This window comes from Streptomyces sp. NBC_00663, from assembly GCF_036226885.1.
In the GTDB taxonomy this organism is placed as follows: Bacteria; Actinomycetota; Actinomycetes; order Streptomycetales; family Streptomycetaceae; genus Streptomyces.
Genome location: NZ_CP109027.1, coordinates 6,097,312 through 6,124,309, shown reverse-complemented (window position 1 = coordinate 6,124,309; position 26,998 = coordinate 6,097,312). Strand labels below are relative to the sequence as shown.

Here is a 26,998-nt window from a genome sequence, read left to right as displayed (position 1 = left end):
CTACTTGGCCTTGCGCGCCACCGTGAAGTGGTCGATCCGGTCGCCGGTCTCGGCGATGCCGGAGACCTTCAGCTTGGCGTAGTGCCCGCGCGGCGCCGGTTCCACGTCCACCCGCAGGAACGAGTAGTTGAGGTACCGCACCCGGGACCAGGCGACGGTCTCGTTCACCTTCCCGTCCTTGGTGTTGATGAAGGAGGCGACGGAGTCGACCTCGTTGAGGTGCCCCTCGTAGGAGTCGGGCGCGCTGAACGCGTACAGGCTGCGTCCGGCCGCACCGGCGGTCACGTAGACGACGCCCTCGGTCTCGGAGTACGCGGTCTCCCCGATCGGCAGCTTCTTGACGACCTTGTCGCCCTTGATGACGTCCGTCCGCTCGTACTGGTGGTTGTGGCCGTTGATGACCAGGTCCACCGTGTACTTCTCGAACAGCGGCACCCACTCCTGCCGTACCCCGCCCTCGGAGGCGTGCGCGGTGGAGGTGCAGTAGGCGCAGTGGTGGAAGAAGACGATGACGAAGTCGATGTCGGGCCGGGCCCGGAACTTCCTCAACTGCCCCTCGAACCACGTGGTCTGCGTCCCGCCGGAGATGCCGAGGTTGGCGGGGATCTCGTACGACACGTCGTTCGGGTCGAGGGAGATGATCGCGGTGTTGCCGTAGACGAAGGAGTAGACGCCCGGGAGGTTCTTCCTGTCCGGCCCGTTGTCGGGGAGCGTGAAGCGGGCCTCCTCGCCGCCGTAGCCGTTGGGCGAGTACCAGGCTTCCATGTCGTGGTTGCCGTAACTCACCATCCACGGCACAGACTTGGCGACCGACTCGGTCTGCGCGAGGAACTGGTCCCACACCCGTGAGTCGAAGCCGGTGTCGGCGGACTTGCCCTGCCCGGCCGGGTCGGCGTAGGCGATGTCGCCGGCGTGCAGGTGGAAGACCGGGTTCTGGCCGAGGATCAGGCTGTCGTTGGCGAGGCCGTGGTAGCTGACGCCCTGGTCGCCGAAGGCGGTGAAGGTGAACGGCTTCTTGTGGGCGGGGGCGGTGGTGAAGGTGCCGAGGGTGCCGACCAGGTGGGCGGCGGCGGGGTCGAAGCCCTGGTGGCCGACGCCGTAGTAGTACGTCCTGCCGGGCTTGAGGTGGGTCAGCTTGGCGTGGACGTAGTACTGGTTGTGGTCGGCGCTCGTCCCGACGCCCGCCGGGGTGTAGAGGGTGCGTACCTCGGCCTCGATCTTGCGGGAGAGGTCCCAGGGGTGGGCGCCGATGCGGATGAAGGGCTTCTTCACGGCGACCGGAACCTGCCACGAGACGGTCATCTCGGTGCGCGGGTCGTTGCCGTAGGCGAGGTGGCGGCCGAAGGGGGCGACGAGTGCCCCGTCGACGGTCTCGGTGCGCGGGGCGGCCATGGGCGTGGCCTGGGCCGTGGCGCCGGGCACGAACGCGCCGCCCGTGACGGCGCCCAGCGTGACCGCGCCGCCCCTGATCATCGTGCGCCGGGAGAATCTGGCGCGCAGGTACTCGTGCTGCTCGGCCATGCTCATGCGCTCGGCGAGCTGCTCCGGTACTCCCATGCGAGGAATGTCCATGACGACCGAAACTCGTCCCCTCAGGCAACGAGACGCAAGACGCAGGATGACCAAGTCACGAACACGGCCTCATAAGAGATTCAATGTTGTTCTAAGAGTTTCTACCGAGCCCTGCCCGATATCGGGCAGGATTCTTGCGAGGCCGCCTCCGATACCCCAGGATCTACCGAGTGCACGACGACCTTGTTGATCACCTGACCCGCACCACGCCCCTCCAGCGGGGCGAGGCGCTGCGGGTGATCCAGGACGTGCTCGCCTACTTCGACGAGACGACCGAGGTGTACGTCCGTCGCCGCCACCGCGAGCTCCAGGCCCAGGGCCTGGTGAACGCGGAGATCTTCGACCGGATCGAGGCGGACCTGAAATACCGGGCGGTGGCCCCACCGGAGCTCACGCTCCGCCAGCTGCGCCGGATCGTCTACGGCTAGGAATACGTATATATATGTGCGGAATCGTCGGATACATCGGCAAGCGTGATGTGGCCCCTCTCCTCCTGGAGGGCCTCCAGCGCCTGGAGTACCGGGGCTACGACTCGGCGGGCATCGCCATCACCGCGCCGAAGACGGCCGGGCTGAGGACCGTCAAGGCCAAGGGCCGCGTCCGTGACCTGGAGGCCAAGGTCCCGGCCCGCTTCAAGGGCACGACCGGCATCGCCCACACCCGCTGGGCCACCCACGGCGCCCCCTCCGACGCGAACGCCCACCCGCATCTCGACGCCGAGGGCAGGGTCGCCGTCGTCCACAACGGCATCATCGACAACGCCTCCGACCTGCGCCGCAAGCTGGAGGCCGACGGCGTCGAATTCCTCTCCGAGACCGACACCGAGGTCCTCGTCCACCTGATCTCCCGCTCCACCGCGGAGAAGCTGGAGGACAAGGTCCGCGAGACCCTCCGCCTCATCGAGGGCACCTACGGCATCGCCGTCCTGCACGCCGACTTCCCGGACCGCATCGTGGTCGCCCGAAACGGCTCCCCGGTCGTCCTCGGCATCGGCGAGAAGGAGATGTTCGTCGCCTCGGACATCGCGGCGCTGGTCGCCCACACGCGGCAGATAGTGACGTTGGACGACGGCGAGATGGCCACCCTCAAGGCCGACGACTTCCGCACGTACACGACCGAGGGCACCCGTACGACGTCCGAGCCGACCACGGTCGAGTGGGAGGCCGCCTCCTACGACATGGGCGGCCACGACACGTACATGCACAAGGAGGTCCACGAGCAGGCGGACGCCGTCGACCGCGTCCTGCGCGGCCGTATCGACGACCGCTTCTCCACGGTCCACCTCGGCGGCCTGAACCTGGACGCCCGCGAGGCCCGCCAGATCCGCCGCGTGAAGATCCTCGGCTGCGGCACCTCGTACCACGCCGGCATGATCGGCGCGCAGATGATCGAGGAGCTGGCCCGCATCCCCGCGGACGCCGAGCCGGCCTCCGAGTTCCGCTACCGCAACGCGGTCGTGGACCCCGACACCCTCTACATCGCGGTCTCCCAGTCCGGCGAGACCTACGACGTCCTCGCGGCCGTCCAGGAGCTGAAGCGCAAGGGCGCCCGCGTCCTGGGCGTGGTCAACGTGGTGGGCTCCGCGATCGCCCGGGAGGCGGACGGCGGCATCTACGTCCACGCGGGCCCTGAGGTCTGCGTGGTCTCCACGAAGTGCTTCACCAACACCACGGTCGCCTTCGCGCTGCTCGCCCTGCATCTGGGCCGCACCCGCGACCTCTCGGTCCGGGACGGCAAGCGCATCATCGAGGGCCTGCGCAAGCTGCCCGCCCAGATCTCCGAGATCCTCGCCCAGGAGGAGGAGATCAAGAAGCTGGCCGAGCAGTACACCGACGCCCGCTCGATGCTCTTCATCGGCCGCGTCCGGGGCTACCCGGTGGCCCGTGAGGCCTCCCTGAAGCTCAAGGAGGTCTCCTACATCCACGCCGAGGCCTACCCGGCCTCGGAGCTCAAGCACGGCCCGCTGGCCCTGATCGAGCCCGCCCTCCCCACGGTCGCGATCGTTCCCGACGACGACCTGCTGGAGAAGAACCGCGCCGCGATGGAGGAGATCAAGGCCCGCAGCGGCAAGATCCTCGCGGTCGCCCACCAGCACCAGGAGAAGGCCGACCACACCATCGTCGTCCCGAAGAACGAGGACGAACTCGACCCCATCCTGCTGGGCATCCCCCTCCAACTCCTCGCCTACCACACGGCATTGAGCCTGGGCCGAGACATCGACAAGCCGAGGAACCTCGCGAAGTCGGTGACGGTGGAGTAAAGGCTTTTTGGCTTTTGGCTTTTGGCTTTTAGGGGCGCGGGGAACTGCGCGAGCAACCCCCCACACCCGCAGCGGCCAACGAAACGGAACGGACCCCCACGTGATGCCACCCATCACGGGGGGGTCCGCTCTCATATCGCCGGGGCCGCCCAATACCCCGACATCGGCTGCCAGTTAGCCGGTGGCCGTCACGCCCCGTCCGGCAGCACGTCCACGCAGCGACGTCGGCCAGTGAGCCAACGCGGCAGTCGCGGCATACCAAGCCACCGCCCCCGCCGCGACGGCGAACCAGCCGCCCACCTTGGCGAGCCCGTCGTTGTCGGCGAAGGCCGCGATGGCCATCAGCACGAGGGACACGAAGAGCAACCCGTAGGTGCCCTGCCCGAGTTGGTCCCCGCCGGCGAGCGTGAGGGACAGCGCCACGAGGGCGAAGAGCAGGAAGAACAGCCCGGCCGCGTTGGCGGATCCGGCGTCCGAGACGGCCCACGTGAACCACAGCGCACCCAGCGCCACGAACGCGGTCCCGTTGACGGTGTCGCGGTCACGGAAGGCCATGAGCCCGGCGACGAAGAGGGCAATGCCGCCCACGTAATGGGCGATTGACACGGCGTCAGCGGCTGTCACGCCGTCGATCACGTCGGTGTGGCCGAGTCCGAACGCCAGGAGGGTGATCCCGAGGGCGAGTCGGCCGACGATGGTGGTGGTTGCTCCCGCGGAGACGTCGTTGTCCACGGCGGGCTCCCTTCATGCTGTGCAGTTGTGCGGTGTGTGCGATATATGCCCTTCACAAGGGCACAAACACCTCTACGCGCCAGTAGATTCGGGCGCTGCACAAAGGGGACGGGGCGTTCCCGGTTCGCATCTCACCTGGGAGAACGGCGAGTTACGGAATGACAACGACGGGGCGCTTGGCGCGCTTGGCGAGCCGCCCCGCGACGGAGCCGAAGATACGGCCCACGATGCCGTGCGTGGAGCCGACGACGATCGCGTCCGCCTCGTACTCCCGCCCGACCTCTTCGAGTTCATGGCAGATGTCGCCGCCGCGCTCGACGAGGATCCAGGGCACCTCGGCGAGATAGTCCGCGCAGGCCAGCTCAAGACCGAGGACCTCGGTGCGGTGATCCGGCACATCCACGAACACCGGCGGCTCGCAGCCCGCCCACACGGTGGTGGGCAGCCGGTTGGCGACATGGACGATGATCAGGGCCGAGCCGGAGCGGTGGGCCATGCCGATGGCGTACGCGAGGGCGCGCTCGCTGGAGGTGGAGCCGTCGAAGCCCACGACGACGCCGTGCTTGAAGGCGGGGTCGCAGGAATGGCGTAGCTCTTCCGCCGCCAGGGGCTCGGCCGCCGTGGGATCGGCGACGGGCCGCTTGCGGTCCGCGGGTTCGAAGAATTCGTGACCGGCCATGGCTGTCTCGGCGTTGTGATCCTTATTGGGAGGGACGACAGTGTGCGGCGGAGCTGTGTCCGGGAATCATCTTCCCAACCCCATACCCCCAAGGGTACGGCGGCACGCCTCCTTCGCCCATATCCCGCTCTCCCCCACTCTCGACGCTCGAGCGGGAGGTACCCCCAGTCGGTGAGGGGTTCCAGGGAGCATGCACGAGGGTGCGCCCGTAACGCAATGGTTGCTGCGCTGTACAGGCGGTTTGCACAGGGTTCGGTTTCCCCTGGCCCCCCGAAGGGCCCTGTGGGCAGTGACCGACCCGCCGAACAGGCGTTGAACCCCGCGACCCACCCCCAGGGAGCACGCCATGTCCGGACACCGACCGCCCTCCGACGACTCCGCCACGGACGTGGTCCGCTGGGCGGCCTTCAGTTGCGTCCTCGTGCCGGTGGTCCTTGTCTGGTACGGCTCCTCGCTCGCCGGCGCCGCGGGCACCGCGCTGGGCCTCGCCGCCGTCACGGCGGTCTGCCGGGTGCTGCTGCGGCAGTCGGAGCGCGGCGCGGCGCGCTTGCTCGCCGAGGAACACGCACCCCATCGTGGCCGTCGTCACAGGACCGGATCCGGGTCCCATCGGGGCGGTCGCCACACTGGGGGAAACTCACCGGTCGCGTGACCGGTTTCCATGCACGGACCCGTATCTTTTCAGCCAACTTCTCGGCCCCGCACATCCGTTACCCGTAGCACCCCCCACCCCCCGTTCGACCTGCACGGAAAGGGTCCCGGGGCCCCTTCGCACCCCTCGTGGATTGGCCACTACGACGAGGCGCACTTCCCTGCACGGCCCGTGAGTGCAACGCTTCGTGATCGAATGCTTCACGCCAAGTTGCCATGTCGACAATGTGCCGGTTGCCGAACTCGGTCACCCCGGCACCACGGGACACAGTAGATTCGATCTTGACGTCTTACGGCGGGGGACTCGTGCAGGACCGAGGGGAAACGTGCAGGAGCGACACAACCGAGGAGCCGCGACCACCGAGGGGGGCTTAGCAGTATGAGCCACGACTCCACTGCCGCGCCGGAAGCCGCGGCCCGGAAGCTATCCGGGCGACGCCGCAAGGAGATCGTCGCGGTGCTGCTGTTCAGCGGCGGCCCCATCTTCGAGAGTTCCATACCGCTGTCGGTGTTCGGAATCGACCGCCAGGACGCCGGCGTACCGCGCTACCGCTTGCTGGTGTGCGGCGGCGAGGAAGGCCCGCTGCGGACCACAGGGGGCCTGGAACTCACCGCGCCACATGGCCTGGAGGCGATCTCGCGGGCGGGCACGGTCGTCGTGCCGGCCTGGCGTTCGATCACCTCGCCACCGCCCGAGGAAGCGCTCGACGCACTGCGCCGGGCGCACGAGGAAGGCGCCCGCATCGTCGGGCTGTGCACGGGTGCCTTCGTCCTCGCCGCGGCGGGCCTGCTGGACGGCCGCCCCGCGACCACACACTGGATGTACGCGCCGACGCTGGCCAAGCGCTACCCGTCGGTGCACGTCGATCCGCGAGAACTCTTCGTGGACGACGGCGACGTGCTGACCTCCGCCGGCACGGCGGCCGGCATCGACCTCTGCCTCCACATCGTGCGCACGGACCACGGCAACGAGGCGGCGGGCGCACTGGCCCGGCGTCTGGTCGTGCCCCCGCGCCGCTCGGGCGGTCAGGAGCGCTACCTCGACAGGTCTTTACCCGAGGAGATCGGCGCCGACCCGCTCGCCGAGGTCGTCGCCTGGGCGCTGGAGCACCTCCACGAACAGTTCGACGTGGAGACGCTGGCGGCGAGGGCGTACATGTCGCGACGCACCTTCGACCGCCGCTTCCGCTCGCTGACCGGATCGGCCCCGCTTCAGTGGCTGATCACCCAGCGGGTGCTACAGGCCCAGCGTCTGCTGGAGACATCGGACTACTCGGTGGACGAGGTCGCGGGCCGCTGCGGCTTCCGGTCGCCGGTGGCGCTGCGCGGGCACTTCCGCCGCCAGCTGGGCTCGTCGCCCGCCGCGTACCGGGCCGCGTACCGGGCCCGGCGTCCGCAGGGCGACAGGCCGCCGGCCGACACCGACGGCACCACGGGCCCCTCGGGGCCGCCGCTCCTCCACCCGGAGGCCGGTCCGGTCCCGCTCCAGACCCGCCGTACGGCGGCGGCGAGCGCGATGGGTCCGGCGGCACAGCTGTCCGCGAGCCTGCCGGGGCAGCGCAGCGGCTCGTGAGGCGCTGAGGCGATGACGCCGGACGGGATGATCCACTCATCCCGTCCGGCGTTCAGCCGTTCCGTGCCCATGACCATGGCCACGGCCGGGAGACTGGCTGCACCACCGGTCCTCCCAAACCGCGACGCCAGCTTTAGGGTGTTCGCATGAACGATCGCATGGTGTGGATCGACTGCGAGATGACCGGCCTCTCGCTGTCCGACGACGCTCTCATCGAGGTAGCCGCCCTCGTCACCGACTCCGAGCTGAACGTACTCGGCGAAGGAGTGGACATCGTCATCCGCCCGCCGGCCCGGGCGCTGGAGACGATGCCGGAGGTGGTGCGTCAGATGCACACCGCGTCCGGACTGCTGGACGAGCTGGCCGACGGGACCACGCTCGCCGAGGCCGAGGAGCAGGTCCTCGCCTATATCCGGGAGCACGTCAAGGAAGCCGGCAAGGCTCCCCTGTGCGGCAACTCGGTGGGCACCGACCGCGGTTTCCTGGCCCGGGACATGACGGCGCTGGAGGGCTACCTCCACTACCGCATCGTCGATGTCTCCTCGGTGAAGGAGCTGGCCCGCCGCTGGTACCCGCGGGCCTACTTCAACAGCCCCGAGAAGAACGGCAACCACCGCGCCCTCGCCGACATCCGCGAGTCCATCGCGGAGCTGCGCTACTACCGGGAGGCCATCTTCGTGCCGCAGCCCGGCCCCGACTCGGACACCGCGCGCACGATCGCGGCGAAGCACGTACTGCCTGCTCAGTAGGCGGGTGAGGGTCCTCTGGAGGGGCGCCGTAAAAGCCGTGCGCGAGCACCCCTTCGGACCCTGTACACTTTTTCTCGGCCGGTAGGGAACACCACAAAATCCCTCGCCGGTCATGGTGGGTGTAGCTCAGCTGGTAGAGCACCTGGTTGTGGTCCAGGATGCCGCGGGTTCGAGTCCCGTCACTCACCCTGAACAGTCGGCCGGTGACCTTGGCAACAAGGTCACCGGCCGACTGCGTTGCGCACCCCGAACCCGTCCATGTAGTCGCGGACTTGAACCAGCTCGCCGTCGCGGACGCGCAGCACCAGCAACCCCGGTACGTCGACGGTCCCCGTCCGCCCGGGCAGGGACGCCACGACGGTGTGCTCGGCGACGACCACCTCCGGGTCGCCGGTGTCATGGACCGCCGCCACCTCGATCCGCTCCACTCGCACGGGACTGCGCCCCCACGCCCCCCGATACCCCGCCCGCACCGCTTCCCTCCCCTGGAACCGCGGCGGGAAGCCGGGGCTCGCGAACGGAAACTCGTGCACGGCGTCCTCGGCGTAGAGGTCCGCGAGATCGTCGGCCGACTTGTCGCGCATGGCCTGGTAGTAGCGAGCGAGCACGTCCCGAGGGCCGCTCATGCCGACCACCCCTTTCACTCAACAGCTGTTGAGTGACTGACTCTACGATCGTCCGCCGCACCGGTCAACGCTTGTAGAGTGAACGAGTGAGTGAACGGGCGAGCGAACCTGCCATGACCCGCGCCGAGCGCCGCCTCGCCAGCCGGGCCCGGATCCTGGAGAGCGCCCGCGCGCTGTTCGCCGAGCGGGGCTTCGAGCGGACGACGATCCGTGCGGTGGCGGCGGGGGCCGGGGTGGACCCGGCACTGGTGATGCAGCACTTCGGCAGCAAGCGGGACCTGTTCACGGAAGCGGTCACGGCACCCCCGGACATCGGGGCGGCCGGGGACCCGGACGGCATCGTCGACCAGCTGCTCACCACCCTCGGCGGCAAACTCGGCGGGCTTCCCGACGGCACCCTGGCCACCCTGCGCTCGATGCTCACCGACCCGGAGGCGGCGGAGCACGCCCGTACGGCGATGACGCGGCAGATCGACGGCCTGGCCGCCACCCTCCCGACCGCCGCCGAGGACGACGCCGAACTGCGCGCCGCACTGGCCGTCACCACCCTGGTCGGCATCACGATCGGCCACCAGCTGCTGGGCCTCCCCGCCCTCCGCGAGGTCCCCGCGGACCGGGTGGCCGCCCTGCTCCGTCCCGCGCTCAAGGCCCTGACGGATCCGCCCACTTGAGAGAGGAGCCCCCGTGCTGACCGAGCCCATCCGCACGGCCCGCCTGGACCTCGTCCCGCTGGCGGTGGAGCACGCGGCGGAGATGTCGGGCGTCCTGGCCGACCCGGCCCTGCACACGTACATCGGCGGCGAACCGCTCTCCCCGGAGGCCCTTCGCGCCCGCTACGAACGTCTGACGGCCGGCTCGCCCGACCCGGCCGTCTCCTGGCACAACTGGGTGCTGCGCCTGCGCACGGCCGACTGTCTGATCGGCACGGTCCAGGCGACGGTCACCCCGGCCCGCCGCGCGGCGGAGATCGCCTGGATCACCGGCACCCCCTGGCAGGGCCAGGGCCTGGCCACAGAAGCGGCCCGCGCCCTGACCACCTGGCTGGTCCGCCACTACATCCGCACGGTCACCGCCCACATCCACCCCACCCACCTCGCCTCGGCAGCGGTGGCGCGAGCGGCGGGCCTGTCCCCGACGGAGGAGACGGACGACGAGGGCGAGACGGTGTGGCGGTTGTCGCTGGGCGGCTGAGGAGGGCGCGACTCCGGACACGTGATCACTCGAAGACTGCCCGACGCACGCGCTTGGCGTCGTCGTGGGCCGCGGCCACCGCGTCGAACTCGCCGCGCTCGCCCGCACGCTACGACGAGGCCCGCGGCACCAGTTCCGTCACCAGTTCCACCTGGCGTCGCTCCAGCTCCCTCGACGCGGCCGGTCTGCGGTCCGCGATCTCGGTCAGCAGGAGGTTGATCATGTGGCGGCCCATCTCGGCGATGGGCTGGCGGACGCTGGTGAGGGGCGGCTCCATGTGACGGGCTATGGCGGAGTCGTCGTAGCCGACCAGCGCCACGTCGTCGGGGATACGGCGGCCCGCCTCCCGGAGGGCCTGGCGGGCGCCGGCCGCGGTGACGTCGGAGGCGGCGAAGACCGCGTCCAGGTCGGGCCGGCGGGACAGCAGCGCCGTCATCGCCCGGCTGCCGCCCTCCTCCGTGAAGTCGCCCGCCTCGATCAGCGCCTCGTCCGCGCCGAGGCCCGCGTCCCGCAGGGCGTCGCGGTAGCCGTCGACGCGGCGCTGGGCACCGTACACGTCCAGGCGGCCGGTGATGTGGGCGATGCCGCGGCGGCCACGGGACAGCAGGTGCTCGACGGCCTGGCGGGCGCCGCCGTAGTTGTCCGAGTCGACCGAAGGCAGCGTCTCCAGCGCCGAGCGCGGGCCGCTGATCACCGCCGGGATCTCCAGCTGGGACAGCAGGTCGGGCAGCGGGTCGTCGGCGTGGACCGAGACCAGCAGTACGCCGTCGACCCGGTGGGCGGCCAGGTACTGGGCCAGCCGGCGGCGCTCCCTGTCGTTGCCCGCGAAGATCAGCAGCAACTGCATCTCGGTGTCGGACAGTTCCGCCGCGACACCCTTCAGCATGTCCGAGAAGTACGGCTCCGCGAAGAACCGGGTCTCCGGCTCGGGGACGACGAGCGCGATCGCGTCCGTACGGTTCGCCGCGAGGGCGCGGGCCGCCGTGTTCGGGACGTACCCCAGTTCCGCGACCGCCGCTTCCACCACGGCCCTGGTCGCGTCACTGACCCGCGGCGAGCCGTTGATGACCCGGGAGACCGTGCCACGCCCCACGCCGGCGCGTGCGGCCACCTCTTCGAGGGTGGGCCGGCCACCGCTTCGAGCTCGCGCCCCGTGGCTTGCCATGTGGCTCCGCCTCCCGCCGTTCTCACCTACGTTGGCCTGGAATCTAACAGTCGTGATCGGACCGGGATCCCGCGGCGAACGCCTCGCACCCGGCACGACGGGACTCGCCCTCCGCTTCCGCTTCGAATTCCGCTTGCCGGAGCCCTGTGCGTTCAGACTTGCACGCGGCACTGTTTGTGCATCGGACGGCGTCCGGTGCGCGCAGTTCGCGACGGCAACCTCGGACACCCCCGCGGCCGCCTCGACCCGCTTCACACCAAGGATGCCGACCGTGTGCCGGACACATCGCATACGAACAGACCAGCCTCCCTCGTGCGACCGATCGACCAGGCATGGATTCAGCTGAGGAAACATCTCGAAGCGATATCGCACTGTCCGTGCCCTTGACACCCCCGCCGAGACCGACGACTCTTCAACTCATCACTGGTGGGAGCGCTCCCACAGTACCTGACACATACACATCCCGCACGTTCCCCGCCCGAGCCGCCGCGAGAAACTAACGGGCCCAACAATGCAGTTGGCCGGGGGGTCGGCACGTCAGGGCAACAGGAGGACTCAATGCGAGCACGTACCCGAACCGCCCGTCGCAGGGTGGTCGTCCTCGCGGCCGTAGCGTCGCTGGGCGCCGGGCTGCTGGCCGGCTGTGCCGACGACGGCAACGACGACAGCAACGAGTCGTCGGGCGGTGGCGGCGGCAAGACCACGATCACCCTCGGCCTCTTCGGCACCGCCGGCTTCAAGGAGTCGGGCCTGTACAAGGAGTACGAGAAGCTCCACCCGAACATCCACATCGAGCAGACCGTCGTCGAGCGCAACGAGAACTACTACCCGGCGCTGCTGAACCACCTGACGACCAACAGTGGTCTCCAGGACATCCAGATGGTCGAGGTCGGCAACATCGCCGAGATCGTCCAGACGCAGTCCGCCAAGCTGCTCGACCTGTCGAAGTACGGCAAGGAGAGCGACTACCTGGGCTGGAAGTGGAAGCAGGCCACCACCTCCGGCGGCCAGACCGTCGCGCTCGGCACGGACGTCGGCCCGATGGCCATCTGCTACCGCACCGACCTGTTCAAGGCGGCCGGTCTGCCGACCGATCGCGAAGAGGTCGGCAAGCTGTGGGCGGGCAGCTGGGACAAGTTCGTCGACGTCGGCAAGCAGTACCAGAAGAAGGCCAAGGGCACGACCTTCCTGGACTCGCCCGGCGGTCTGTTGCAGGCCATCGTCAGCAGTGAGGAGGAGCGCTTCTACGACGCCTCCGGCAAGGTCATCTACAAGACCAACCCGGCCGTGAAGTCCGCCTTCGACCTCACCGCCAAGGCCGCCGAGGCCGGACTGATCGGCAACCAGACGCAGTTCCAGCCCGCCTGGGACACGACGATCGCCAACAGCAAGTTCGCCGCGATGTCCTGCCCGCCGTGGATGCTCGGCTACATCAAGGGCAAGTCGAAGGCCGACGCCAAGGGCAAGTGGGACGTCGCCCAGGCGCCGAAGTCCGGCAACTGGGGCGGTTCCTTCCTGAGCGTGCCCAAGTCCGGCAAGAACACCGAGGAGGCCGCCAAGCTCGCCGCCTGGCTGACCGCCCCGGAGCAGCAGGCCAAGCTCTTCGCCGTCCAGGGCAGCTTCCCGAGCACCCCGGCCGCGTACGACTCGGACGCGGTGAAGAACGCCAAGAACGACATGACCGGTGACGCGCCGATCGGCACGATCTTCGCCGAGGCCGCCAAGAACATCCCCGTGCAGTCGATCGGTCCGAAGGACCAGATCATCCAGCAGGGTCTCACCGACAACGGCGTGATCCTCGTGACCCAGGGCAAGTCCGCCAAGGAAGCCTGGGAGACGGCCACCAAGACCATCGACAACAACCTGGACCAGTGACCCGTATGACCACTGGGCACGACACCGCCGCCGCGTCCCCCGTCAAGGGGGGCGCGGCCCCGGCCCGCCCGACGGCAGGGCCTCCGGACGACGAGCGCCGCCGGGCCCGGCTTTCCCGCCGCTGGCAGCGGGACATGCGCTGGAGCCCGTACGCCTTCGTCTCGCCGTTCTTCCTGCTGTTCCTGGCCTTCGGCCTGTTCCCGCTGATCTACACCGGGTGGGCCTCGCTGCACCAGGTGGAGCTGACCGCTCCCACTGACATGCACTGGGTGGGCTTCAGGAACTACACGCGGATCTTCGACGACGACTTCTTCTGGAACGCGGCGAAGAACACGCTGACCATCGGGATCATCTCGACGATCCCGCAGCTGCTGATGGCGATGGGCCTCGCGCACATCCTCAACTACAAGCTGCGTGGCTCGACCTTCTACCGGGTCGCGATGCTCGCCCCGTACGCGACGTCGATCGCCGCCGCCTCGCTCGTCTTCGTCCTGCTGTTCGGCCGTGACTACGGCATGATCAACTGGGCTCTCGACCAGGTCGGCATCGGCAAGGTCGACTGGCAGAACGACAAGTGGCCGTCGCAGATCGCGGTCTCCTCGATCGTCGTCTGGCGGTGGACGGGGTACAACGCGCTGATCTACCTGGCCGCGATGCAGGCGATCCCGCAGGACCTGTACGAGTCCGCGGCGCTCGACGGGGCCAACCGCTGGCAGCAGTTCTTCCATGTCACGCTGCCGTCGCTGCGGCCGACGATCCTGTTCACCGTGGTCGTCTCGACCATCGGCGCCTCCCAGCTCTTCGGTGAGCCGCTGCTGTTCGACGCGAACAAGGGTGCGTCCGGCGGCTCCACCCACCAGTTCCAGACGCTCGGCCTGTATCTGTACGAGCAGGGCTGGGTCAACCAGCACCTGGGCCGTGCCTCCGCGATCGCCTGGACCATGTTCCTGATCCTCATCGTGGTCGGAATCATCAACTACGTCATCTCGCGCCGGCTGCGCGCCAGTAGTTAGGAGAACCGGCCGTGACGACGACACTCACCAAACCGCCGGCCGACGAGGCGAAGCGTCCCCGGCGCCCCAAGTCGGCCCGTGCGGGCGGCACGCTGCACGCCGGTCCGATCGCGTATCTGATCCTGATCCTGTTCACCCTCGGTTCGCTGTTCCCGCTGGTGTGGACGGCGATCGCCGCCTCCCGCGACAACCAGCGGCTCGCCGAGAACCCGCCGCCGATGTGGTTCGGCGGGGGCCTGTTCGACAAGCTGGAGATCGCCTGGAACGACGCCAACCTGGGCGAGGCGTTCATCAACACCACGTTCGTGGCGGGCATTTCGGCCGTGACCATCGTCTTCCTGTCGACGATCGCCGGGTTCGCCTTCGCCAAGCTGCGGTTCAAGGGCCGCGGTGCCCTGATGCTGATCGTGATCGGCACGATGATGGTGCCGCCGCAGCTGAGCGTGATCCCGCTGTACATGATGGTCGCCAAGCTCGACTGGTCCGACCAACTGCAAGCGGTGATCCTGCCCTCGCTGGTCAGCGCCTTCGGCGTGTTCTTCATGCGGCAGTACCTGTTGCAGGCGCTACCCGACGAGATCATCGAGGCGGCCCGGGTGGACGGCGCGAACAGCTGGCGGGTCATCTGGCACGTGGTGTTCCCGGCCGCCCGCCCCGCGATGGCCGTGCTCGGCATGCTGATGTTCGTGCAGACCTGGAACGACTTCCTGTGGCCGTTCCTGGTGCTCACCCAGAACGGCAGCCCGACCGTGCAGGTCGCGGTCGCGGGCCTCGGCCGCGGCTACACGCCCGACCAGTCCCTGATCATGGCGGGCGCGCTGCTCGGCACGCTGCCGCTGCTGGTGGTCTTCGCGATCTTCGGCAAGCAGATCGTCGGCGGCATCATGCAGGGCGCCGTCAAGGGCTGACCTCCCGCTTTCCCGGGGGCCGGGTCACCGCCGCCTCGGCCCCTCCCCTTCCCCCCATCTACCCGTCGGTCTCCATGACCTCCAATGGGAGCGCTTCCATGCCTGAACCCGCCACGCCGGCGACCCCGGTGACCTTTCCTCCCGCCTTCCTGTGGGGCGCCGCGACCTCCGCCTACCAGATCGAGGGGGCGGCGCGGGAGGACGGCCGTACGCCCTCGATCTGGGACACCTTCAGCCATACGCCCGGTAAGACCGCGGGCGGCGAGCACGGTGACATCGCTGTCGACCACTACCACCGCTACCGCGACGACGTGGCGATGATGGCGGACATCGGGCTGAACGCGTACCGCTTCTCGATCTCCTGGTCCCGGGTCCAGCCGACCGGACGCGGCCCGGCGGTCCAGCGCGGCCTGGACTTCTACCGCAAGCTGGTCGACGAACTCCTGTCGAAGGGCATCAAGCCCGCCGTCACCCTCTACCACTGGGATCTGCCGCAGGAGTTGGAGGACGCGGGCGGCTGGCCGGAGCGGGACACGGCGTACCGGTTCGCGGAGTACGCGCAGATCGTCGGCGAGGCGCTCGGCGACCGGGTGGAGCAGTGGATCACCCTCAACGAGCCGTGGTGCAGCGCCTTCCTGGGCTACTCGTCCGGTGTCCACGCACCCGGCCGCACCGACCCGGCGGCCTCCCTGAAGGCCGCGCACCATCTCAACCTGGCGCACGGGCTCGGCGCCTCGGCCCTGCGGGCGGCGATGCCGGCCCGTAACTCGGTCGCGGTGAGCCTCAACTCGTCCGTGGTCAGGCCGCTTTCGCCGGACCCCGCCGACCTGGCCGCCGTACGCAAGATCGACGATCTGGCCAACGGGATCTTCCACGGTCCGATCCTGCACGGGGCGTACCCGGAGTCGCTGTTCGCGGCGACGGAGCTGCTCACCGACTGGTCCTACGTCGAGGACGGCGACCTCGCGCTGATCAACCAGCCGTTGGACGCGCTGGGCCTCAACTACTACACGCCGACGCTGGTCTCGGCCGCCGACACCGACCTGGCCGCGCCGCGCGCGGACGGCCACGGCTCCAGCGACCACTCCCCGTGGCCGGCCGCGGACGACGTCGCCTTCCACCAGACGCCGGGCGAGCGCACGGAGATGGGCTGGACGATCGACCCGACCGGCCTGCACGACCTGATCATGCGCTACACGCGCGAGGCCCCGGGTCTGCCGTTGTACGTGACGGAGAACGGCGCGGCCTACGACGACAAGCCCGACCCCGACGGCCGGGTCCACGACCCGGAGCGGATCGCCTACCTCCACGGCCATCTGCGCGCGGTCCGCCGGGCCATAGCGGAGGGCGCGGACGTCCGCGGTTACTTCCTGTGGTCCCTGATGGACAACTTCGAGTGGGCGTACGGCTACGAGAAGCGGTTCGGCGCGGTGTACGTCGACTACACGACCCTCGCCCGTACGCCGAAGTCGAGCGCCCTGTGGTACGGGCAGGCGGCACGGACGGGGACGCTTCCGCCGGTCGCGGAGATCTAGCCGCCGCGAGGCCCTCCAGCCACCACCGGAGATGGGGGAACGGGGAGAGGGGCGCGGCATCCGAGGGGGATGCCGCGCCCCGTTTTTCTCGTGGGGGGATGGTCAGTTGTAGGCCGCGAACGCCTTCGAGAAGGCGTGCTCGTCCTGGACGATCGAGCTGCATGTGGCGTCGGCGTAGGTCTTGGCGCCGCCGGAGCACTGCTTGTCGCGGGTGGCGGACCACATGGAGATCCAGCCGAGGCCCTTGGACTTGGCGAAGTTCACCAGCTGGGTGGCGTCCTCGACCTTGAAGATCTCGCTGGTGACGTCGTTGACGCCGATCATGGGAGTCACGGCCACGGCCTTCCAGGCGGCGCTGTCGCTCAGCCCGAGCACGCTCTTGACCTGGGCCTGCGTGGCCGTGGCGGCCTGCTCGGCGTAGGTGCCCATGTCGCCGCTGTAGGAGGCGCCGTAGTCCATGGCCATGATGTTGACGGTGTCGATGGCGACGCCGTTGCTCTTGGCGTTGGCGAGGAGGTTCACGCCGTCCTGGGTCAGGCCCTCGGGCATGACGGGCAGGGTGAAGGAGACGTCCAGGTCCGGGTGCTGGGCCTGGAGCTTGGCTATCGCCTTGGCGCGGTTGGTGTTCGCCGTGGTGTTGGGCAGCGCGCCGCCCTCGACGTCGAAGTCGACCTTGGTGAGGTCGTAGGCGTCCACGACCTTGCCGTACGCCGTCGCCAGCGCGTCCGCCGAGGAGCAGGTCGTCGCCAGCTCGCTGCCCGCCGCGCCGCCGAAGGAGACCCGGACGTCGCCGCCCTTGGCGCGCAGGGCGCCGATCTGTGCGGCGACCGCGTCGCTCGCGAGGTCGGTGACGCCGCCCCACTTCGGGGTGCAGCCGCCGCCGTCGGTGACGAAGGCGAGGTTGTAGTCCTTCACGCCGGTGGCGGTGGCGCTCGCGACCAGGTCGAAGGCGGGGTAGAGGGAGGTGTCGACGTAGGGGGCGAAGCCGGCGCTGGTGGTGGTTCCCGTGCCGGTGCCGGTGCTCTGCGAGGGGCTGGCAGTGGCGGTGGGGGTCGCCGTGGCGGTCGGCGTGGACGTGGGCGTCGCCGTCGCCGTCTCCGTCGGACGACCGGTCGGTTCCGGCGTCGCGGTGGCGTCCGTGGAGCAGGTGGTGCCGTCGATGCGACAGCCGGTCGGGGTGCCGGTGCCGTTGACGACGAAGCCGACGGTGACGGACTCGCCGGCGGCCAGGCCGTCGGTGTCCCACTTGGCCGAGGTCACGCTGACGTGCTGTCCGCTCACACTCGACTCGGCGTTCCACAGCGAGCTCAGCTTCGTGCCCGAGGGCAGGTCGAACTCCAGCTTCCAGTCCGTCTCCGCCGCCCCGCTGTTGTTCGTCACGACGTACTGGGCGGTGTAACCCGTCGACCAGTCACTGGTCTTCGTGTACGCGGCGCCGATCCCGGCGGCCTGGGCGGTGCCGGTGAGCAGGATCGCGCCGCCGCCGACCACGGCCGCGGCGACGGCCCCGGCGATCACCTTGTTTCTGCCGCTCACCTTGCGCCGGTGCGTGCTCATGGCGTGCCTGCCTTCGTTGTTCGGGGGTGGGGTGCGGCAGCACGCTAGCGAGCCGGAAACGGGCAAAGCGCCTGATCCGGACGGCTGTTGGCGATCTTAGGGTGCGCTTAAGGAAGGGATCGGGGACGGTTAAAGGTCGAGACCAATCGGCGGGTACGACGTCTGCGCACCCGGTGTCCCCGGCGCTCGGGAACCCGCCCGTCCAGCTGGATCCAGATCCGCACCTCGGTGCCGCCGAGCACCGACGAGCCGATCCGTACGTCCCCGCCGGTCTCCTCCGCGAGCCGGCGCACGATGTCCAGGCCGAGCCCGGTCGACCCCGCGCTGCCCGAGCCCCGCCCGCGGGCCATCGCGGCCTCGGGGTCACGGATGCCGGGCCCCGCGTCGGAGACCAGCACGATCACCGCGTCCTCGCCGTTGTGCACGTCGACCGCGAAGGCGGTGCCCTCGGGGGTGTGCCGGAACACGTTGCCGAGCAGGGCGTCCAGCGCGGCGGCCAGATCGGCGCGGGCCACGGGTATGCGCACCGGCCGCTCCACCCCGGCCACCCGTACCTTGCGCCCCTCGTCCTCGGCGAGCGCCGACCAGAACGCCATCCGCTCCCGCACCACTTCGGCGGCGTCGCACCCGGCACCCGGACCGGCCGCCGCGGTCTGCGGCTTGGCCTCCCGCGCGGTCCGGATGATCGTGTCGACCTCCCGCTCCAGCTGGGCGACCGCGGCCCGGGTCTGCTCGGCGGCGGGCCCGTCCCCGAGCGAGGCGGCGTTGAGCCGCAGCACGGTCAGCGGTGTGCGCAGCCGATGCGACAGGTCGGCCGCCAACTCCCTTTCGTTCGCCAGCAGCTGGACGACCTGGTCGGCCATGGAGTTGAACGCGACCGCGGCCAGCCGCAGTTCGTCGGGCCCTTCCTCGGGCACCCGCGCGCCCAGCTTCCCCTCCCCCAGCTCGTGCGCGCCCTCGACCAGTTTCTGCGCGGGCTGCACCATCCGTACGCCCAGCCGGTCGGCGACCGCGACCGAGCCGACGATCAGCGCGACGCCGACCCCGGCGAGCACCGCCCACGCGGTGGCCACTCCATTGCTGACCTCGGCCTCGGGGACGTACACCTCGACGACCGCGATCTCGCCGGAGCTCAGCGCGACGGGCTGGAGCAGCGTGAAGCCGCCCGGCACCTCGGTGGTGGAGGCGCGGCCGAGCCTGCGTACGGTCGCCACGTCGTCGGCGGCGGCGCGCCGCCGTCCGATGTCGACGGCCTTGTCCTGACCGCTCGCCGGTATGTGCACGGCCATCCCGTCCTCCGAGCCCGCGGAGGCGACGACCCGCTCCAGCTGGTCCCGGTCGGTGGTGATGGACAGGGCGGGAGCGACGGCGGCGGCTTCCCGTTCGGCGTTGGAGAAGGCGCGGTCCCGGGCCATCTCCTTGATGACGAGGCCGAGCGGGATCGCGAAGGCGACCACGACCATGGTGGTGACGGCCAGACAGACCTTGACGAGTGCCCACCTCACAGCGGCAGCCCCCCGCCGGGTGGCTCCAGCTTCACCCCGACGCCCCGCAGGGTGTGCAGATAGCGGGGCCTGGCCGCGGTCTCCCCCAACTTCCGGCGCAGCCACGACAGATGGACGTCGATGGTCTGGTCGTCGCCGTAGGACTGCTGCCACACCTCGGCGAGCAGTTCCTTGCGGGGGACGACCACGCCGGGGCGGCCGGCGAGGAAGGCGAGCAGGTCGAACTCGCGGCGGGTGAGGTCCAGACGGACGCCGTCCAGCTCGGCCTGGCGGCGCAGCGGGTCGACGGTCAGGCCGCCGACGCGCAGCACGGACTCCGGGGCGGCCTCTCCGACGACGGCCCGGGAGCGCCGCAGGACGGCGGCCATCCGGGCGGAGAGGTGCTCCACCGAGAAGGGCTTGGTCAGATAGTCGTCCGCGCCCGCGTTCAGCAGTCGCACGATCTCCGCCTCGTCGTCCCGCGCCGTGGCGATGATCACCGGTACGTCGGTGATCCCGCGCAGCATCTTCAGCGCCTCGGACCCGTCCAGGTCGGGCAGACCGAGGTCGAGGATGACGACGTCGAAACGGAAATGGGCGACCTCGCGCAGCGCCTCCAGCGCCGTACCGACACTCCGCACCGTGTGGGCGGCGTCGGTCAGCTGCCGGATCAGCGCCGAGCGTACGAACTGGTCGTCCTCGACCACGAGCACACTTGCCATGCGCCGCACCGTACGCCATGCGGGCGAGCCGCATCCCGGCCTGTGGACAACTCCCCACGCGTGCGGCTGCTGGTGCTCGTGAGGCAGTATGACCGGCGATGCGCAGAGGACTCGTACACGTACTGGCTTGGTCGCTCGCCACGGGCGCGGCGGTCACGCTGTCGTGGTGGGGTGTGCACACGGTCATGGCGGGCACGGCCTACGACCCGCCGCGCGCCCTGCCCATCACGGTGGCGGAGCAGACCGCCCAGCAGTCGAAGCCGCTGGCGTCGTCGACGGCCCGGCCGTCCGCGTCCCCGTCGAGGAGCACGGCGTCACGGAAGCCGTCCGCCACGCCGACCCCTTCGAAGACCCCGACCAAGTCCCCGAGTCCCTCCCCCACCGTCTCCGGCGAGGTCAAGAGTTACGACACCGAGGGCGGCCGGGCGGTGTTCTCGCTCGGCACGTCCACCGCGACGCTGGTGTCGGCGACGCCGGCCGCGGGCTGGTCGATGCAGGTGTGGAAGACGGAGACGTGGATCCGGGTGGAGTTCGCCTCCGGGGCGGACCGGGTGTCGGTGTTCTGCACGTGGCACGACAGCGCGCCGCGGGTGGAGGTGAACACCTACTAGAAGTGACAGGCACGCCAGGAGCGACAGGCACGAAGTGACAGGCCGATGGCAATTGAGGGCCAACTAAATATTGACAGTCGACTCCCATTTGGGGGTAGCCTCTCACTAAGGCTGCTTCCTAGTGGGAGGTCCCCATGACCACGCTCGCTCCGCGCCCGTCCCCCCGCCGCTGGCTCACCCTCGCCGCGCTCACCCTGAGCGTGCTGATCGTCGGCCTCGACGGGACCGTCATCAACGTCGCCCTGCCGACCATGGCCGGCCAACTCCACGCCGACAGTTCACAGTTGCAGTGGATCGGCGGCGGCTATCTGCTGGCCCTGTCCGTCGCGATGCTCCCGGTCGGCCTGCTGGGCGACCGCTACGGCCACAAGCGTCTGCTGCTGTCCGGCATCACCCTCTTCGGGTTCGCCTCGCTCGGCGGCGCACTCGCGCACTCCCCCGGCCAGGTCATCGCCGCCCGGTCCGTCCTCGGCCTCGGCGCCGCGGCGATCCTGCCGCTGTCCATGGCGATCCTGCCCCGCGTCTTCGCCAAGGAGGAACTGCCCAAGGCCGTCGCCGTCTGGACCGCCGCCACCGCGCTGGGCATGCCCGTCGGCCCGGTCGTGGGCGGCTGGCTGCTGGACCACTTCTGGTGGGGCTCGGTGTTCCTGTTCAACCTGCCCGTCGCCGCCCTCGCCCTGCTCACGGGGCTGTGGCTGCTGCCGCGCGACGAGAAGCGCACCAACGGCGCCCCGTTCGACATGCGCGGCACCGTCCTCGGCGGCCTCGCCATCATCGCGCTCGTCTACGGCACGATCCTGATCCCCCGCGACGGCTGGACCAGCCCCTCCGTCCTCGCCTCGCTCATCGCCGCGGCCGCCCTGCTGACCGCGTTCGTCCGGCACGAGCGCCGCAGCGCACAGCCGATCGTCGACCTGAAGCTGTTCGGCGACCGCCGCTTCCTGTGGGGCACGCTCATCGCGGTGTTCGTCAACTTCGCGGTGATGGGCATCCTGTTCGTCGTACCGCAGTACCTGGAGGCCGTCCTCGGCAACGACTCCTTCGGCACCGGCATCCGCGTCCTGCCCCTGATCGGCGGACTCATGGCCGCGGCCACGCTGAGCGAGTCGGTCGTCCCGCGGCTCGGCGCCCACCGGGTCATCCCCTTCGGTCTGGCCCTGCTCTCCGCCGGCGCCCTGCTCGGCGCCACCACGGACACCGCCGACGGCTACGGCTTCACCGCCCTGTGGCTCTCCCTCACCGGCCTCGGCTTCGGCCTCGCGGTCGTGCCCGCGACCAGCCTGGTGATGGGCGCGCTGCCCGAGAACAACACCGGATCGGGCACCAGCCTGCTGGAGACCGTGCAGCAGCTCGGTTCGGTCCTCGGCGTCGCCGGCCTCGGGAGCCTGCTCGGCTACGGCTACCTGGCCCGGCTCGGCACCGACGGACTGCCCGATGCGGCGGCGGACGCGGCCCGCGACTCGGTCTCCGGCGCCGACGCGGTGGCGGCACAGCTGGGCGACCCGGAGCTCGCCGCCCAGGCTCACCAGGCGTTCGTGCACGGCGTGGACCTGGTCCTCATGGCCTGCGGCGTGATCGCCCTGCTGGCCGCCGTCCTGGCCGCCCGTTTCCTGCCGGGCCGGCGCACGTGCTCCCGCACGGTGGCCCGCTCCGTCCCCGAGCACGCAGAATCGGTCGCATGACGACGCACGAGAGCTCCGCCGCTCCCCTCGGCCTGCGCGAGCGCAAGAAGCGCCAGACCCGGGAACGCATCCGGCGCGAGGCCTACCGCCTCTTCGCCGAACACGGGTACGAGGCGACCACGGTCGACCAGATCGCGGAGGCGGCGGAGATCTCGTCCAGCACGTTCTTCCGGTACTTCCCGACCAAGGAGGACGTGGTCCTCCAGGACGAGTACGACCCCGCGCTCGCCGACGCGGTCGCCTCCCGCCCGGCCGACGAGCCGATCGTGGACGCGATCCTCGCCTCCCTGAAGGGCCCGCTCGGCACCGTGTTCCACCAGGACCGCGAAGCCCTCCTCCTCCGCGCCCGCCTCACCTTCAACGACCCCGCGATCCGCGCCAGCAACGTCGCCGAACAGGAGCGCAGCGAGCGCGCCATGGCCCGGGTCATCGCGGACCGCGCCGGCCGGGACGCGGACGATCTGGAGGTCAAGTGTGCGGCGGCGGCCGTCATCGCGGTGTTCACGGCGCTCGTGCGGCACTGGGTGGAGGCCGACGGCGAGGAAGACCTGGCGGAGCTGTACGAGCGCCATCTGCCGCTGCTGTCACGGGGGTTGGACTTCTGAACAGCGGCGCCTGAACAACGGCGTCTGAACAGCGGCGGCTAGCGGAACACGGACGGCGGTGGCGCGGGCGACGCGACCGCCGACGCGTCCGTGACGGGGGTCGCTCCGCCGGTGAAGTCCAGGAGCGCGCGGCCGTGTTCGACCCGTCCCGGGTGGGGATCGCCGGCGGCCTTGCGGGTCAGTTCGGCGATCGGGAGCGGGGTGTCGGAGGCGACGAGGACGGCGTTGCCGAAGCGTTTGGAGCGCAGGACCGTCGGGTCGGCGATCAGGGCGAGGTGCTCGAACCGGGCGGCGGCGGTGGCGATCTGGCCGCGCAGATGGGCGAGCGGGGGGCCGTCGGCGAGGTTGGCGGCGTACAGGCCGCCCGGCTTGAGGGCCCTGCGGACCTCGTCCAGGAACTCGGTCGAGGTCAGGTGGGCCGGGGTGCGCGCCCCGCTGAACACATCGGCGATGACCAGGTCCGCCCAGCCGTCGAGCACTTTGCCGAGCCCCTCACGGGCGTCGGTGGAGCGCACCCGGATGCGGGCGTTCGGGTCCAACGGCAGCTCCCGGCGGACCAGTTGGACGAGGGCCGCGTCACGCTCGACGACCTGCTGGGTGGAGCGGGGCCGGGTCGCGGCGGTGTACCGGGCGAGGGTGAGGGCGCCGCCACCGAGATGCACGGCGTGCACCGGTTTGCCGGGCGGGGCGACCAGGTCGATGACATGGCCGAGGCGGCGCTGGTACTCGAAGGAGAGGTGGGCGGGGTCGTCGAGGTCGACATGCGACTGCGGTGCCCCGTCGATGAGGAGCGTCCAGGCCCGCGCGCGTTCCCGGTCGGGGATCAGCTCGGCGAGCCCGCCGTCGACGGGTTCCACGACGGCTTCGACGGAAGCGGCTGCACGCCGGGAGCTACGGGACCTTGCCATTCGGCCATTGTCGCAAGCCGCGCTCCGTCAGGCTCGCCCAGCCCGGCCACCGTAGATCACCGGCCGGCGGACGTCACCGGCGTCACTGGCAGCCGTCCGCCGCCTCGATCAGCCGGGCCGCCTCCCCCAGTGCCGCCCGCAGCACCGCCGGGTCGGTGGCCAGGTCGGCCTCGCCGGGCGGCAGCAGCCAGTCCGAGCCCGCCACCGGCGGCTCGGGATTGAGCCGCAGTCCCCGTCCGTCGGTCTCCGTACAGGTGCTGCCGGGGACGTCCCACGCGGCGGCCGTCCCCGGCGGGACCAGGAAGCCGAGGGTGTCGCCCCCGTCGTCGTGCAGTACGGGCCCCACCGCCTCCCCGGCCCCCCGCCGCAGGATGTCGACCGCCTCCAGTCCCTGCCGGGTCGGCACCGTGACGAGGTCGCAGCCCACCTCCGCGACCGGCGGCTCGCTGAACTCCGTCAGCGGCGCACACATCTCGATGCTCCGGCTGGTCTCCATCCCGCTCTCCACCACGGCACCCCTCCTTGGACGAGCGGCTCGGGAGTCGGGCGGCTCCCGGTCCATGGAGTCCAACGCACGGCGGCGTCAACGGCTACGGCGGAAGTCAGCCGCAAAGGATGGCAGTTCATGGCAGATCGTGGATGAGATATCCGGTTTGTAGCCAAACACTGCGTGGCGGGTCCGACACAGCAGGTACGTTCTTGCCCGCCGGAACCAGGGTGACGACAGTGACATACCACTCAACTCATCATGGATCCGGCATGGTTCGACGGTTCGCACGAGAGGACCCGGCCATGGCGACGTCAAAGGTGACCTCGTCCCAGCCCCCCAGGCCACCACGGCCGAACCTCGCGTTCCGGGAGTTGCGCGGTCAGCGCTCCCCGGCCGAGTTCGCCGCGGCGGTCCGACGGGCCGCGCGCGAGATCGGCGAGCGGGTCAGCTGCGACGCGCGCTATGTGGGCCGGGTCGAGGCGGGCGAGATCCGCTGCCCCAACTACGCGTACGAACGGGTGTTCCTGCACTTGTTCCCCGGCCGCACGCTCACCGACCTGGGCTTCGCGCCCCGGGCGTCCGTACGCGGACGCGGGGCGCGCCCCACCGAGGACGCGCCCCCGGCGCACGTCACCACACCCGCGTACACCGCGGGTGGCGCGACGGGTGAGACGTGGGGGACGCACGAGCCGTATGACACGCAGAACCCGTACGAGACGCACGACAACTACGAGGAGAGCGACGTGCTACGTCGCGCATTCATGACCGGCGGGGGCGCCACCGTGGCCGTCGCCTCACTGGGCACCATCGGGCTCGCCGCCCCCACTGCCGCCGCGGCGGCGGAACACCGCGTCCGGCGCGCGGGCGCCCCCGACGCGGACGCCCTGGAAGAAGCCGTACGACGGATCCGGCTGCTGGACGACCGGCACGGCGCGGACGGCCTGTACCGGCGCGCGGCAACCCCGCTGCGCGCCGCCTACGCGCTGCTGGACGCGGGTGCGACCCGGCAGACCACCGCCGACCGGCTGCACTCGGGCGCCGGTGAACTCGCCATCTCGGTGGGCTGGCTGGCGCACGACTCGGGGCGGTTCGACGACGCGCGCTCGCACTACGCGGAGGCGCTGGCGACCGCCCGTATGACCGGTGACGCCGGTCTGGAGTCGCACGCCTTCTGCAACACGGCGTTCCTCGCGCGCGACGCGGGGCGCCCGCGGGAGGCGGTGCGTGCCGCGCAGGCCGCGCAGCGGGTCGGGCGTCCGCTGGGGTCCGCCCGGCTGATGTCGCTGCTCGCGCTGCGGGAGGCGGGCGGCTGGGCGGGGCTCGCCGACCGCACCGGCTGCGAACAGGCGCTGGCCCGGGCGCAGGCCCTCTTCGACCGCGGCCCCTCGGACGCCGACCCCGAGTGGATGAGCTTCTACGGAGAGGCCGAGCTGGAGGGCCTTGAGGCGCAGTGCTGGTCGACGCTGGGCGACTGGCCGCGCGCGGCACGGCACGCGCACCGGGCGGCGCAGCTCCAGGACCCGCATTTCACGCGGAACATCGCGCTGTACACGGCCGAGCTGGCGGACGACCTCGCGCGCGGGGGCCGCCCCGACGAGGCCGCGGCCGCCGGGATGCGGGTGCTGGACCTGCTGGGGCAGGTGCAGTCGTCGCGGATCCAGTCGATGCTGGCGGGGACCACGCGTGTGCTGCTGCCTCATCGGCGGGCCGCCGGGGTGGGTACGTTCCTGGAGCGGCACGCTTCTCTGCCGCGTACGGCGTAGGGAGCGGGCTACCCCGCCAGGTGGCCCGTGTCGTTCCAGCTCTCGATCGCCGGTTCTCCGTACGCCCAGCCCAGGACCGACAGGGACGTCGGGTTCAGTCTGATGCGGGCCGCGAAGTCGAGGGGGAGGCCGAGCCAGCGGGCGCCTATGGAGCGGAGCATGTGGCCGTGGGCGAAGATCAGGACGTCGCGGTCCGCCTCGCGGGCCCACGTCACCACCTCGTCCGCGCGGGCGGTGACCTCGGCGGGGGTCTCACCCTCGGGGACGCCGTCGCGCCAGATGAGCCAGCCGGGGTTCACGGCCTGGATCTCGTTCGGGGTCATGCCCTCGTACGCGCCGTAGTGCCATTCCATCAGCGCGTCCCACTCGGTCGCGCGCTCGCCGAACCCGGCGAGTTCGCAGGTCTCACGCGCGCGTGCCAGCGGGCTGGTGCGCACCTCGACGCCGGGGAGGCCGTCCAGCGGCGGCCGGTGCAGGCGCTCGCCGAGGAGTTTCGCGCCGCGCCGACCCTCCTCCAGGAGCGGCACGTCCGTCCGGCCCGTATGTTTGCCCACCAGTGACCATTCGGTCTGTCCGTGCCGGGCGAGCAGGATGCGCGGTGCCATGAGGTGACGAACCTTTCGAGAAAAAACCGGGCGGGCCCCACC

At 70.5% G+C, this 26,998-nt stretch carries 26 protein-coding genes and 1 tRNA gene; 16 read left to right on the top strand and 11 right to left on the bottom strand.

Annotation, left to right across the window (positions count from 1 at the left end; translation table 11 throughout):
- Positions 1 to 1,557, bottom strand: a complete 1,557-nt coding sequence (locus tag OG866_RS28030; protein ID WP_329338884.1) for a purple acid phosphatase family protein — start codon at positions 1,555 to 1,557, stop codon at positions 1 to 3.
- Positions 1,558 to 1,742: 185 nt separating this feature from the next.
- Between OG866_RS28030 and OG866_RS28025 the strand changes: the two genes are divergently transcribed.
- Positions 1,743 to 2,000 carry a hypothetical protein gene (locus tag OG866_RS28025; protein WP_079306286.1) on the top strand — a complete coding sequence of 86 codons (258 nt, stop codon included), beginning with the start codon at positions 1,743 to 1,745 and terminating at the stop codon, positions 1,998 to 2,000.
- A gap of 14 nt (positions 2,001 to 2,014) precedes the next feature.
- A complete protein-coding gene (gene glmS, locus OG866_RS28020; protein WP_329338882.1) occupies positions 2,015 to 3,832 on the top strand; it encodes a glutamine--fructose-6-phosphate transaminase (isomerizing) in 1,818 nt (605 codons plus the stop codon).
- Positions 3,833 to 4,006: 174 nt separating this feature from the next.
- Here the strand turns inward: glmS and OG866_RS28015 are convergent, their stop codons facing one another.
- On the bottom strand, positions 4,007 to 4,564 hold the full coding sequence (locus OG866_RS28015; protein ID WP_329338880.1) for a GPR1/FUN34/YaaH family transporter: 558 nt from the start codon (positions 4,562 to 4,564) through the stop codon (positions 4,007 to 4,009).
- Between the two features lie 151 nt (positions 4,565 to 4,715).
- The gene (locus tag OG866_RS28010; RefSeq protein ID WP_329338878.1) at positions 4,716 to 5,243 is read right to left on the bottom strand and encodes a universal stress protein; all 528 of its coding nucleotides are present in this window, start codon (positions 5,241 to 5,243) and stop codon (positions 4,716 to 4,718) included.
- A gap of 346 nt (positions 5,244 to 5,589) precedes the next feature.
- Here OG866_RS28010 and OG866_RS28005 point away from each other — a divergent pair, with 346 nt between their 5' ends.
- From OG866_RS28005 to OG866_RS27990, 4 genes are all read left to right on the top strand, one after another.
- Complete coding sequence (locus OG866_RS28005) at positions 5,590 to 5,895, top strand: hypothetical protein (RefSeq protein WP_329338876.1); 306 nt, start codon at positions 5,590 to 5,592, stop codon at positions 5,893 to 5,895.
- A gap of 378 nt (positions 5,896 to 6,273) precedes the next feature.
- Entirely contained in the window at positions 6,274 to 7,467 is a 1,194-nt protein-coding gene (locus OG866_RS28000) for a helix-turn-helix domain-containing protein (RefSeq protein ID WP_329338874.1), read from the top strand.
- A 146-nt stretch (positions 7,468 to 7,613) separates the two neighbouring features.
- Positions 7,614 to 8,216, top strand: coding sequence for an oligoribonuclease (orn, locus tag OG866_RS27995; RefSeq protein ID WP_329338871.1), 603 nt, complete (start codon positions 7,614 to 7,616; stop codon positions 8,214 to 8,216).
- A gap of 115 nt (positions 8,217 to 8,331) precedes the next feature.
- Positions 8,332 to 8,404 (top strand) — tRNA-His (locus tag OG866_RS27990).
- Positions 8,405 to 8,437: 33 nt separating this feature from the next.
- Here OG866_RS27990 and OG866_RS27985 read toward each other — a convergent pair.
- Complete coding sequence (locus OG866_RS27985; protein WP_329338870.1) at positions 8,438 to 8,842, bottom strand: nuclear transport factor 2 family protein; 405 nt, start codon at positions 8,840 to 8,842, stop codon at positions 8,438 to 8,440.
- Positions 8,843 to 8,955: 113 nt separating this feature from the next.
- Between OG866_RS27985 and OG866_RS27980 the strand changes: the two genes are divergently transcribed.
- Entirely contained in the window at positions 8,956 to 9,513 is a 558-nt protein-coding gene (locus OG866_RS27980; RefSeq protein ID WP_329338868.1) for a TetR/AcrR family transcriptional regulator, read from the top strand.
- Between the two features lie 13 nt (positions 9,514 to 9,526).
- Entirely contained in the window at positions 9,527 to 10,033 is a 507-nt protein-coding gene (locus tag OG866_RS27975; protein ID WP_443063573.1) for a GNAT family N-acetyltransferase, read from the top strand.
- A gap of 109 nt (positions 10,034 to 10,142) precedes the next feature.
- Here OG866_RS27975 and OG866_RS27970 read toward each other — a convergent pair whose 3' ends face one another.
- Positions 10,143 to 11,198: a LacI family DNA-binding transcriptional regulator gene (locus OG866_RS27970; RefSeq protein WP_329338866.1), complete on the bottom strand. Its 1,056-nt coding sequence runs from the start codon at positions 11,196 to 11,198 to the stop codon at positions 10,143 to 10,145.
- 558 nt (positions 11,199 to 11,756) lie between these two features.
- Here OG866_RS27970 and OG866_RS27965 point away from each other — a divergent pair.
- From OG866_RS27965 to OG866_RS27950, 4 genes are all read left to right on the top strand, one after another.
- Complete coding sequence (locus OG866_RS27965; RefSeq protein ID WP_329338864.1) at positions 11,757 to 13,073, top strand: ABC transporter substrate-binding protein; 1,317 nt, start codon at positions 11,757 to 11,759, stop codon at positions 13,071 to 13,073.
- Between the two features lie 5 nt (positions 13,074 to 13,078).
- On the top strand, positions 13,079 to 14,086 hold the full coding sequence (locus tag OG866_RS27960) for a carbohydrate ABC transporter permease (protein ID WP_329338863.1): 1,008 nt from the start codon (positions 13,079 to 13,081) through the stop codon (positions 14,084 to 14,086).
- A gap of 11 nt (positions 14,087 to 14,097) precedes the next feature.
- Entirely contained in the window at positions 14,098 to 14,994 is an 897-nt protein-coding gene (locus OG866_RS27955; RefSeq protein ID WP_329338862.1) for a carbohydrate ABC transporter permease, read from the top strand.
- Positions 14,995 to 15,092: 98 nt separating this feature from the next.
- Complete coding sequence (locus OG866_RS27950) at positions 15,093 to 16,529, top strand: GH1 family beta-glucosidase (protein ID WP_329338860.1); 1,437 nt, start codon at positions 15,093 to 15,095, stop codon at positions 16,527 to 16,529.
- A gap of 102 nt (positions 16,530 to 16,631) precedes the next feature.
- Here the strand turns inward: OG866_RS27950 and OG866_RS27945 are convergent, their stop codons facing one another.
- From OG866_RS27945 to OG866_RS27935, 3 genes are all read right to left on the bottom strand, one after another.
- The gene (locus tag OG866_RS27945) at positions 16,632 to 18,086 is read right to left on the bottom strand and encodes a cellulose binding domain-containing protein (protein ID WP_329338858.1); all 1,455 of its coding nucleotides are present in this window, start codon (positions 18,084 to 18,086) and stop codon (positions 16,632 to 16,634) included.
- Between the two features lie 107 nt (positions 18,087 to 18,193).
- Positions 18,194 to 19,591: a HAMP domain-containing sensor histidine kinase gene (locus OG866_RS27940; RefSeq protein ID WP_329338857.1), complete on the bottom strand. Its 1,398-nt coding sequence runs from the start codon at positions 19,589 to 19,591 to the stop codon at positions 18,194 to 18,196.
- Complete coding sequence (locus OG866_RS27935) at positions 19,588 to 20,292, bottom strand: response regulator transcription factor (RefSeq protein ID WP_329338855.1); 705 nt, start codon at positions 20,290 to 20,292, stop codon at positions 19,588 to 19,590. Before OG866_RS27935 ends, OG866_RS27940 begins: the two co-directional genes overlap by 4 nt.
- A 98-nt stretch (positions 20,293 to 20,390) precedes the next feature.
- On the opposite strand from OG866_RS27935, the gene OG866_RS27930 reads away from it, so the two are divergent.
- The 3 genes from OG866_RS27930 (at position 20,391) to OG866_RS27920 (ending at position 23,190) form a co-directional block, all read left to right on the top strand.
- Positions 20,391 to 20,903, top strand: coding sequence for a hypothetical protein (locus OG866_RS27930; RefSeq protein WP_329338854.1), 513 nt, complete (start codon positions 20,391 to 20,393; stop codon positions 20,901 to 20,903).
- A 134-nt stretch (positions 20,904 to 21,037) separates the two neighbouring features.
- Positions 21,038 to 22,585: an MFS transporter gene (locus OG866_RS27925; protein ID WP_329338852.1), complete on the top strand. Its 1,548-nt coding sequence runs from the start codon at positions 21,038 to 21,040 to the stop codon at positions 22,583 to 22,585.
- Positions 22,582 to 23,190 carry an acyl-CoA-like ligand-binding transcription factor gene (locus OG866_RS27920; protein WP_329338851.1) on the top strand — a complete coding sequence of 203 codons (609 nt, stop codon included), beginning with the start codon at positions 22,582 to 22,584 and terminating at the stop codon, positions 23,188 to 23,190. Before OG866_RS27925 ends, OG866_RS27920 begins: the two co-directional genes overlap by 4 nt.
- Before the next feature lie 38 nt (positions 23,191 to 23,228).
- Here the strand turns inward: OG866_RS27920 and OG866_RS27915 are convergent, their stop codons facing one another.
- Complete coding sequence (locus tag OG866_RS27915) at positions 23,229 to 24,098, bottom strand: spermidine synthase (protein ID WP_329338850.1); 870 nt, start codon at positions 24,096 to 24,098, stop codon at positions 23,229 to 23,231.
- Positions 24,099 to 24,180: 82 nt separating this feature from the next.
- Positions 24,181 to 24,594: a hypothetical protein gene (locus tag OG866_RS27910; protein ID WP_329344332.1), complete on the bottom strand. Its 414-nt coding sequence runs from the start codon at positions 24,592 to 24,594 to the stop codon at positions 24,181 to 24,183.
- A 296-nt stretch (positions 24,595 to 24,890) separates the two neighbouring features.
- Between OG866_RS27910 and OG866_RS27905 the strand changes: the two genes are divergently transcribed.
- Entirely contained in the window at positions 24,891 to 26,351 is a 1,461-nt protein-coding gene (locus OG866_RS27905; RefSeq protein ID WP_329338848.1) for a hypothetical protein, read from the top strand.
- Between the two features lie 8 nt (positions 26,352 to 26,359).
- Here OG866_RS27905 and OG866_RS27900 read toward each other — a convergent pair whose 3' ends face one another.
- Positions 26,360 to 26,956 (bottom strand): histidine phosphatase family protein, encoded by a 597-nt coding sequence (locus tag OG866_RS27900; protein ID WP_329338847.1) that lies wholly within the window; start codon positions 26,954 to 26,956, stop codon positions 26,360 to 26,362.
- Positions 26,957 to 26,998 lie beyond the last annotated feature (42 nt).

Bases quoted from the DNA above. Each gene is read 5' to 3' on its own strand.
- OG866_RS28030 (WP_329338884.1), bottom strand. From the start codon at position 1,557: ATGGGAGTACCGGAGCAGCTCGCCGAGCGCATGAGCATGGCCGAGCAG.
- glmS (WP_329338882.1), top strand. From the start codon at position 2,015: ATGTGCGGAATCGTCGGATACATCGGCAAGCGTGATGTGGCCCCTCTC.
- OG866_RS28010 (WP_329338878.1), bottom strand. From the start codon at position 5,243: ATGGCCGGTCACGAATTCTTCGAACCCGCGGACCGCAAGCGGCCCGTC.
- OG866_RS28005 (WP_329338876.1), top strand. From the start codon at position 5,590: ATGTCCGGACACCGACCGCCCTCCGACGACTCCGCCACGGACGTGGTC.
- OG866_RS28000 (WP_329338874.1), top strand. From the start codon at position 6,274: ATGAGCCACGACTCCACTGCCGCGCCGGAAGCCGCGGCCCGGAAGCTA.
- orn (WP_329338871.1), top strand. From the start codon at position 7,614: ATGAACGATCGCATGGTGTGGATCGACTGCGAGATGACCGGCCTCTCG.
- OG866_RS27985 (WP_329338870.1), bottom strand. From the start codon at position 8,842: ATGAGCGGCCCTCGGGACGTGCTCGCTCGCTACTACCAGGCCATGCGC.
- OG866_RS27980 (WP_329338868.1), top strand. From the start codon at position 8,956: ATGACCCGCGCCGAGCGCCGCCTCGCCAGCCGGGCCCGGATCCTGGAG.
- OG866_RS27970 (WP_329338866.1), bottom strand. From the start codon at position 11,198: ATGGCAAGCCACGGGGCGCGAGCTCGAAGCGGTGGCCGGCCCACCCTC.
- OG866_RS27965 (WP_329338864.1), top strand. From the start codon at position 11,757: ATGCGAGCACGTACCCGAACCGCCCGTCGCAGGGTGGTCGTCCTCGCG.
- OG866_RS27960 (WP_329338863.1), top strand. From the start codon at position 13,079: ATGACCACTGGGCACGACACCGCCGCCGCGTCCCCCGTCAAGGGGGGC.
- OG866_RS27950 (WP_329338860.1), top strand. From the start codon at position 15,093: ATGCCTGAACCCGCCACGCCGGCGACCCCGGTGACCTTTCCTCCCGCC.
- OG866_RS27945 (WP_329338858.1), bottom strand. From the start codon at position 18,086: ATGAGCACGCACCGGCGCAAGGTGAGCGGCAGAAACAAGGTGATCGCC.
- OG866_RS27935 (WP_329338855.1), bottom strand. From the start codon at position 20,292: ATGGCAAGTGTGCTCGTGGTCGAGGACGACCAGTTCGTACGCTCGGCG.
- OG866_RS27930 (WP_329338854.1), top strand. From the start codon at position 20,391: ATGCGCAGAGGACTCGTACACGTACTGGCTTGGTCGCTCGCCACGGGC.
- OG866_RS27925 (WP_329338852.1), top strand. From the start codon at position 21,038: ATGACCACGCTCGCTCCGCGCCCGTCCCCCCGCCGCTGGCTCACCCTC.
- OG866_RS27920 (WP_329338851.1), top strand. From the start codon at position 22,582: ATGACGACGCACGAGAGCTCCGCCGCTCCCCTCGGCCTGCGCGAGCGC.
- OG866_RS27915 (WP_329338850.1), bottom strand. From the start codon at position 24,098: ATGGCAAGGTCCCGTAGCTCCCGGCGTGCAGCCGCTTCCGTCGAAGCC.
- OG866_RS27910 (WP_329344332.1), bottom strand. From the start codon at position 24,594: ATGGAGACCAGCCGGAGCATCGAGATGTGTGCGCCGCTGACGGAGTTC.
- OG866_RS27905 (WP_329338848.1), top strand. From the start codon at position 24,891: ATGGCGACGTCAAAGGTGACCTCGTCCCAGCCCCCCAGGCCACCACGG.
- OG866_RS27900 (WP_329338847.1), bottom strand. From the start codon at position 26,956: ATGGCACCGCGCATCCTGCTCGCCCGGCACGGACAGACCGAATGGTCA.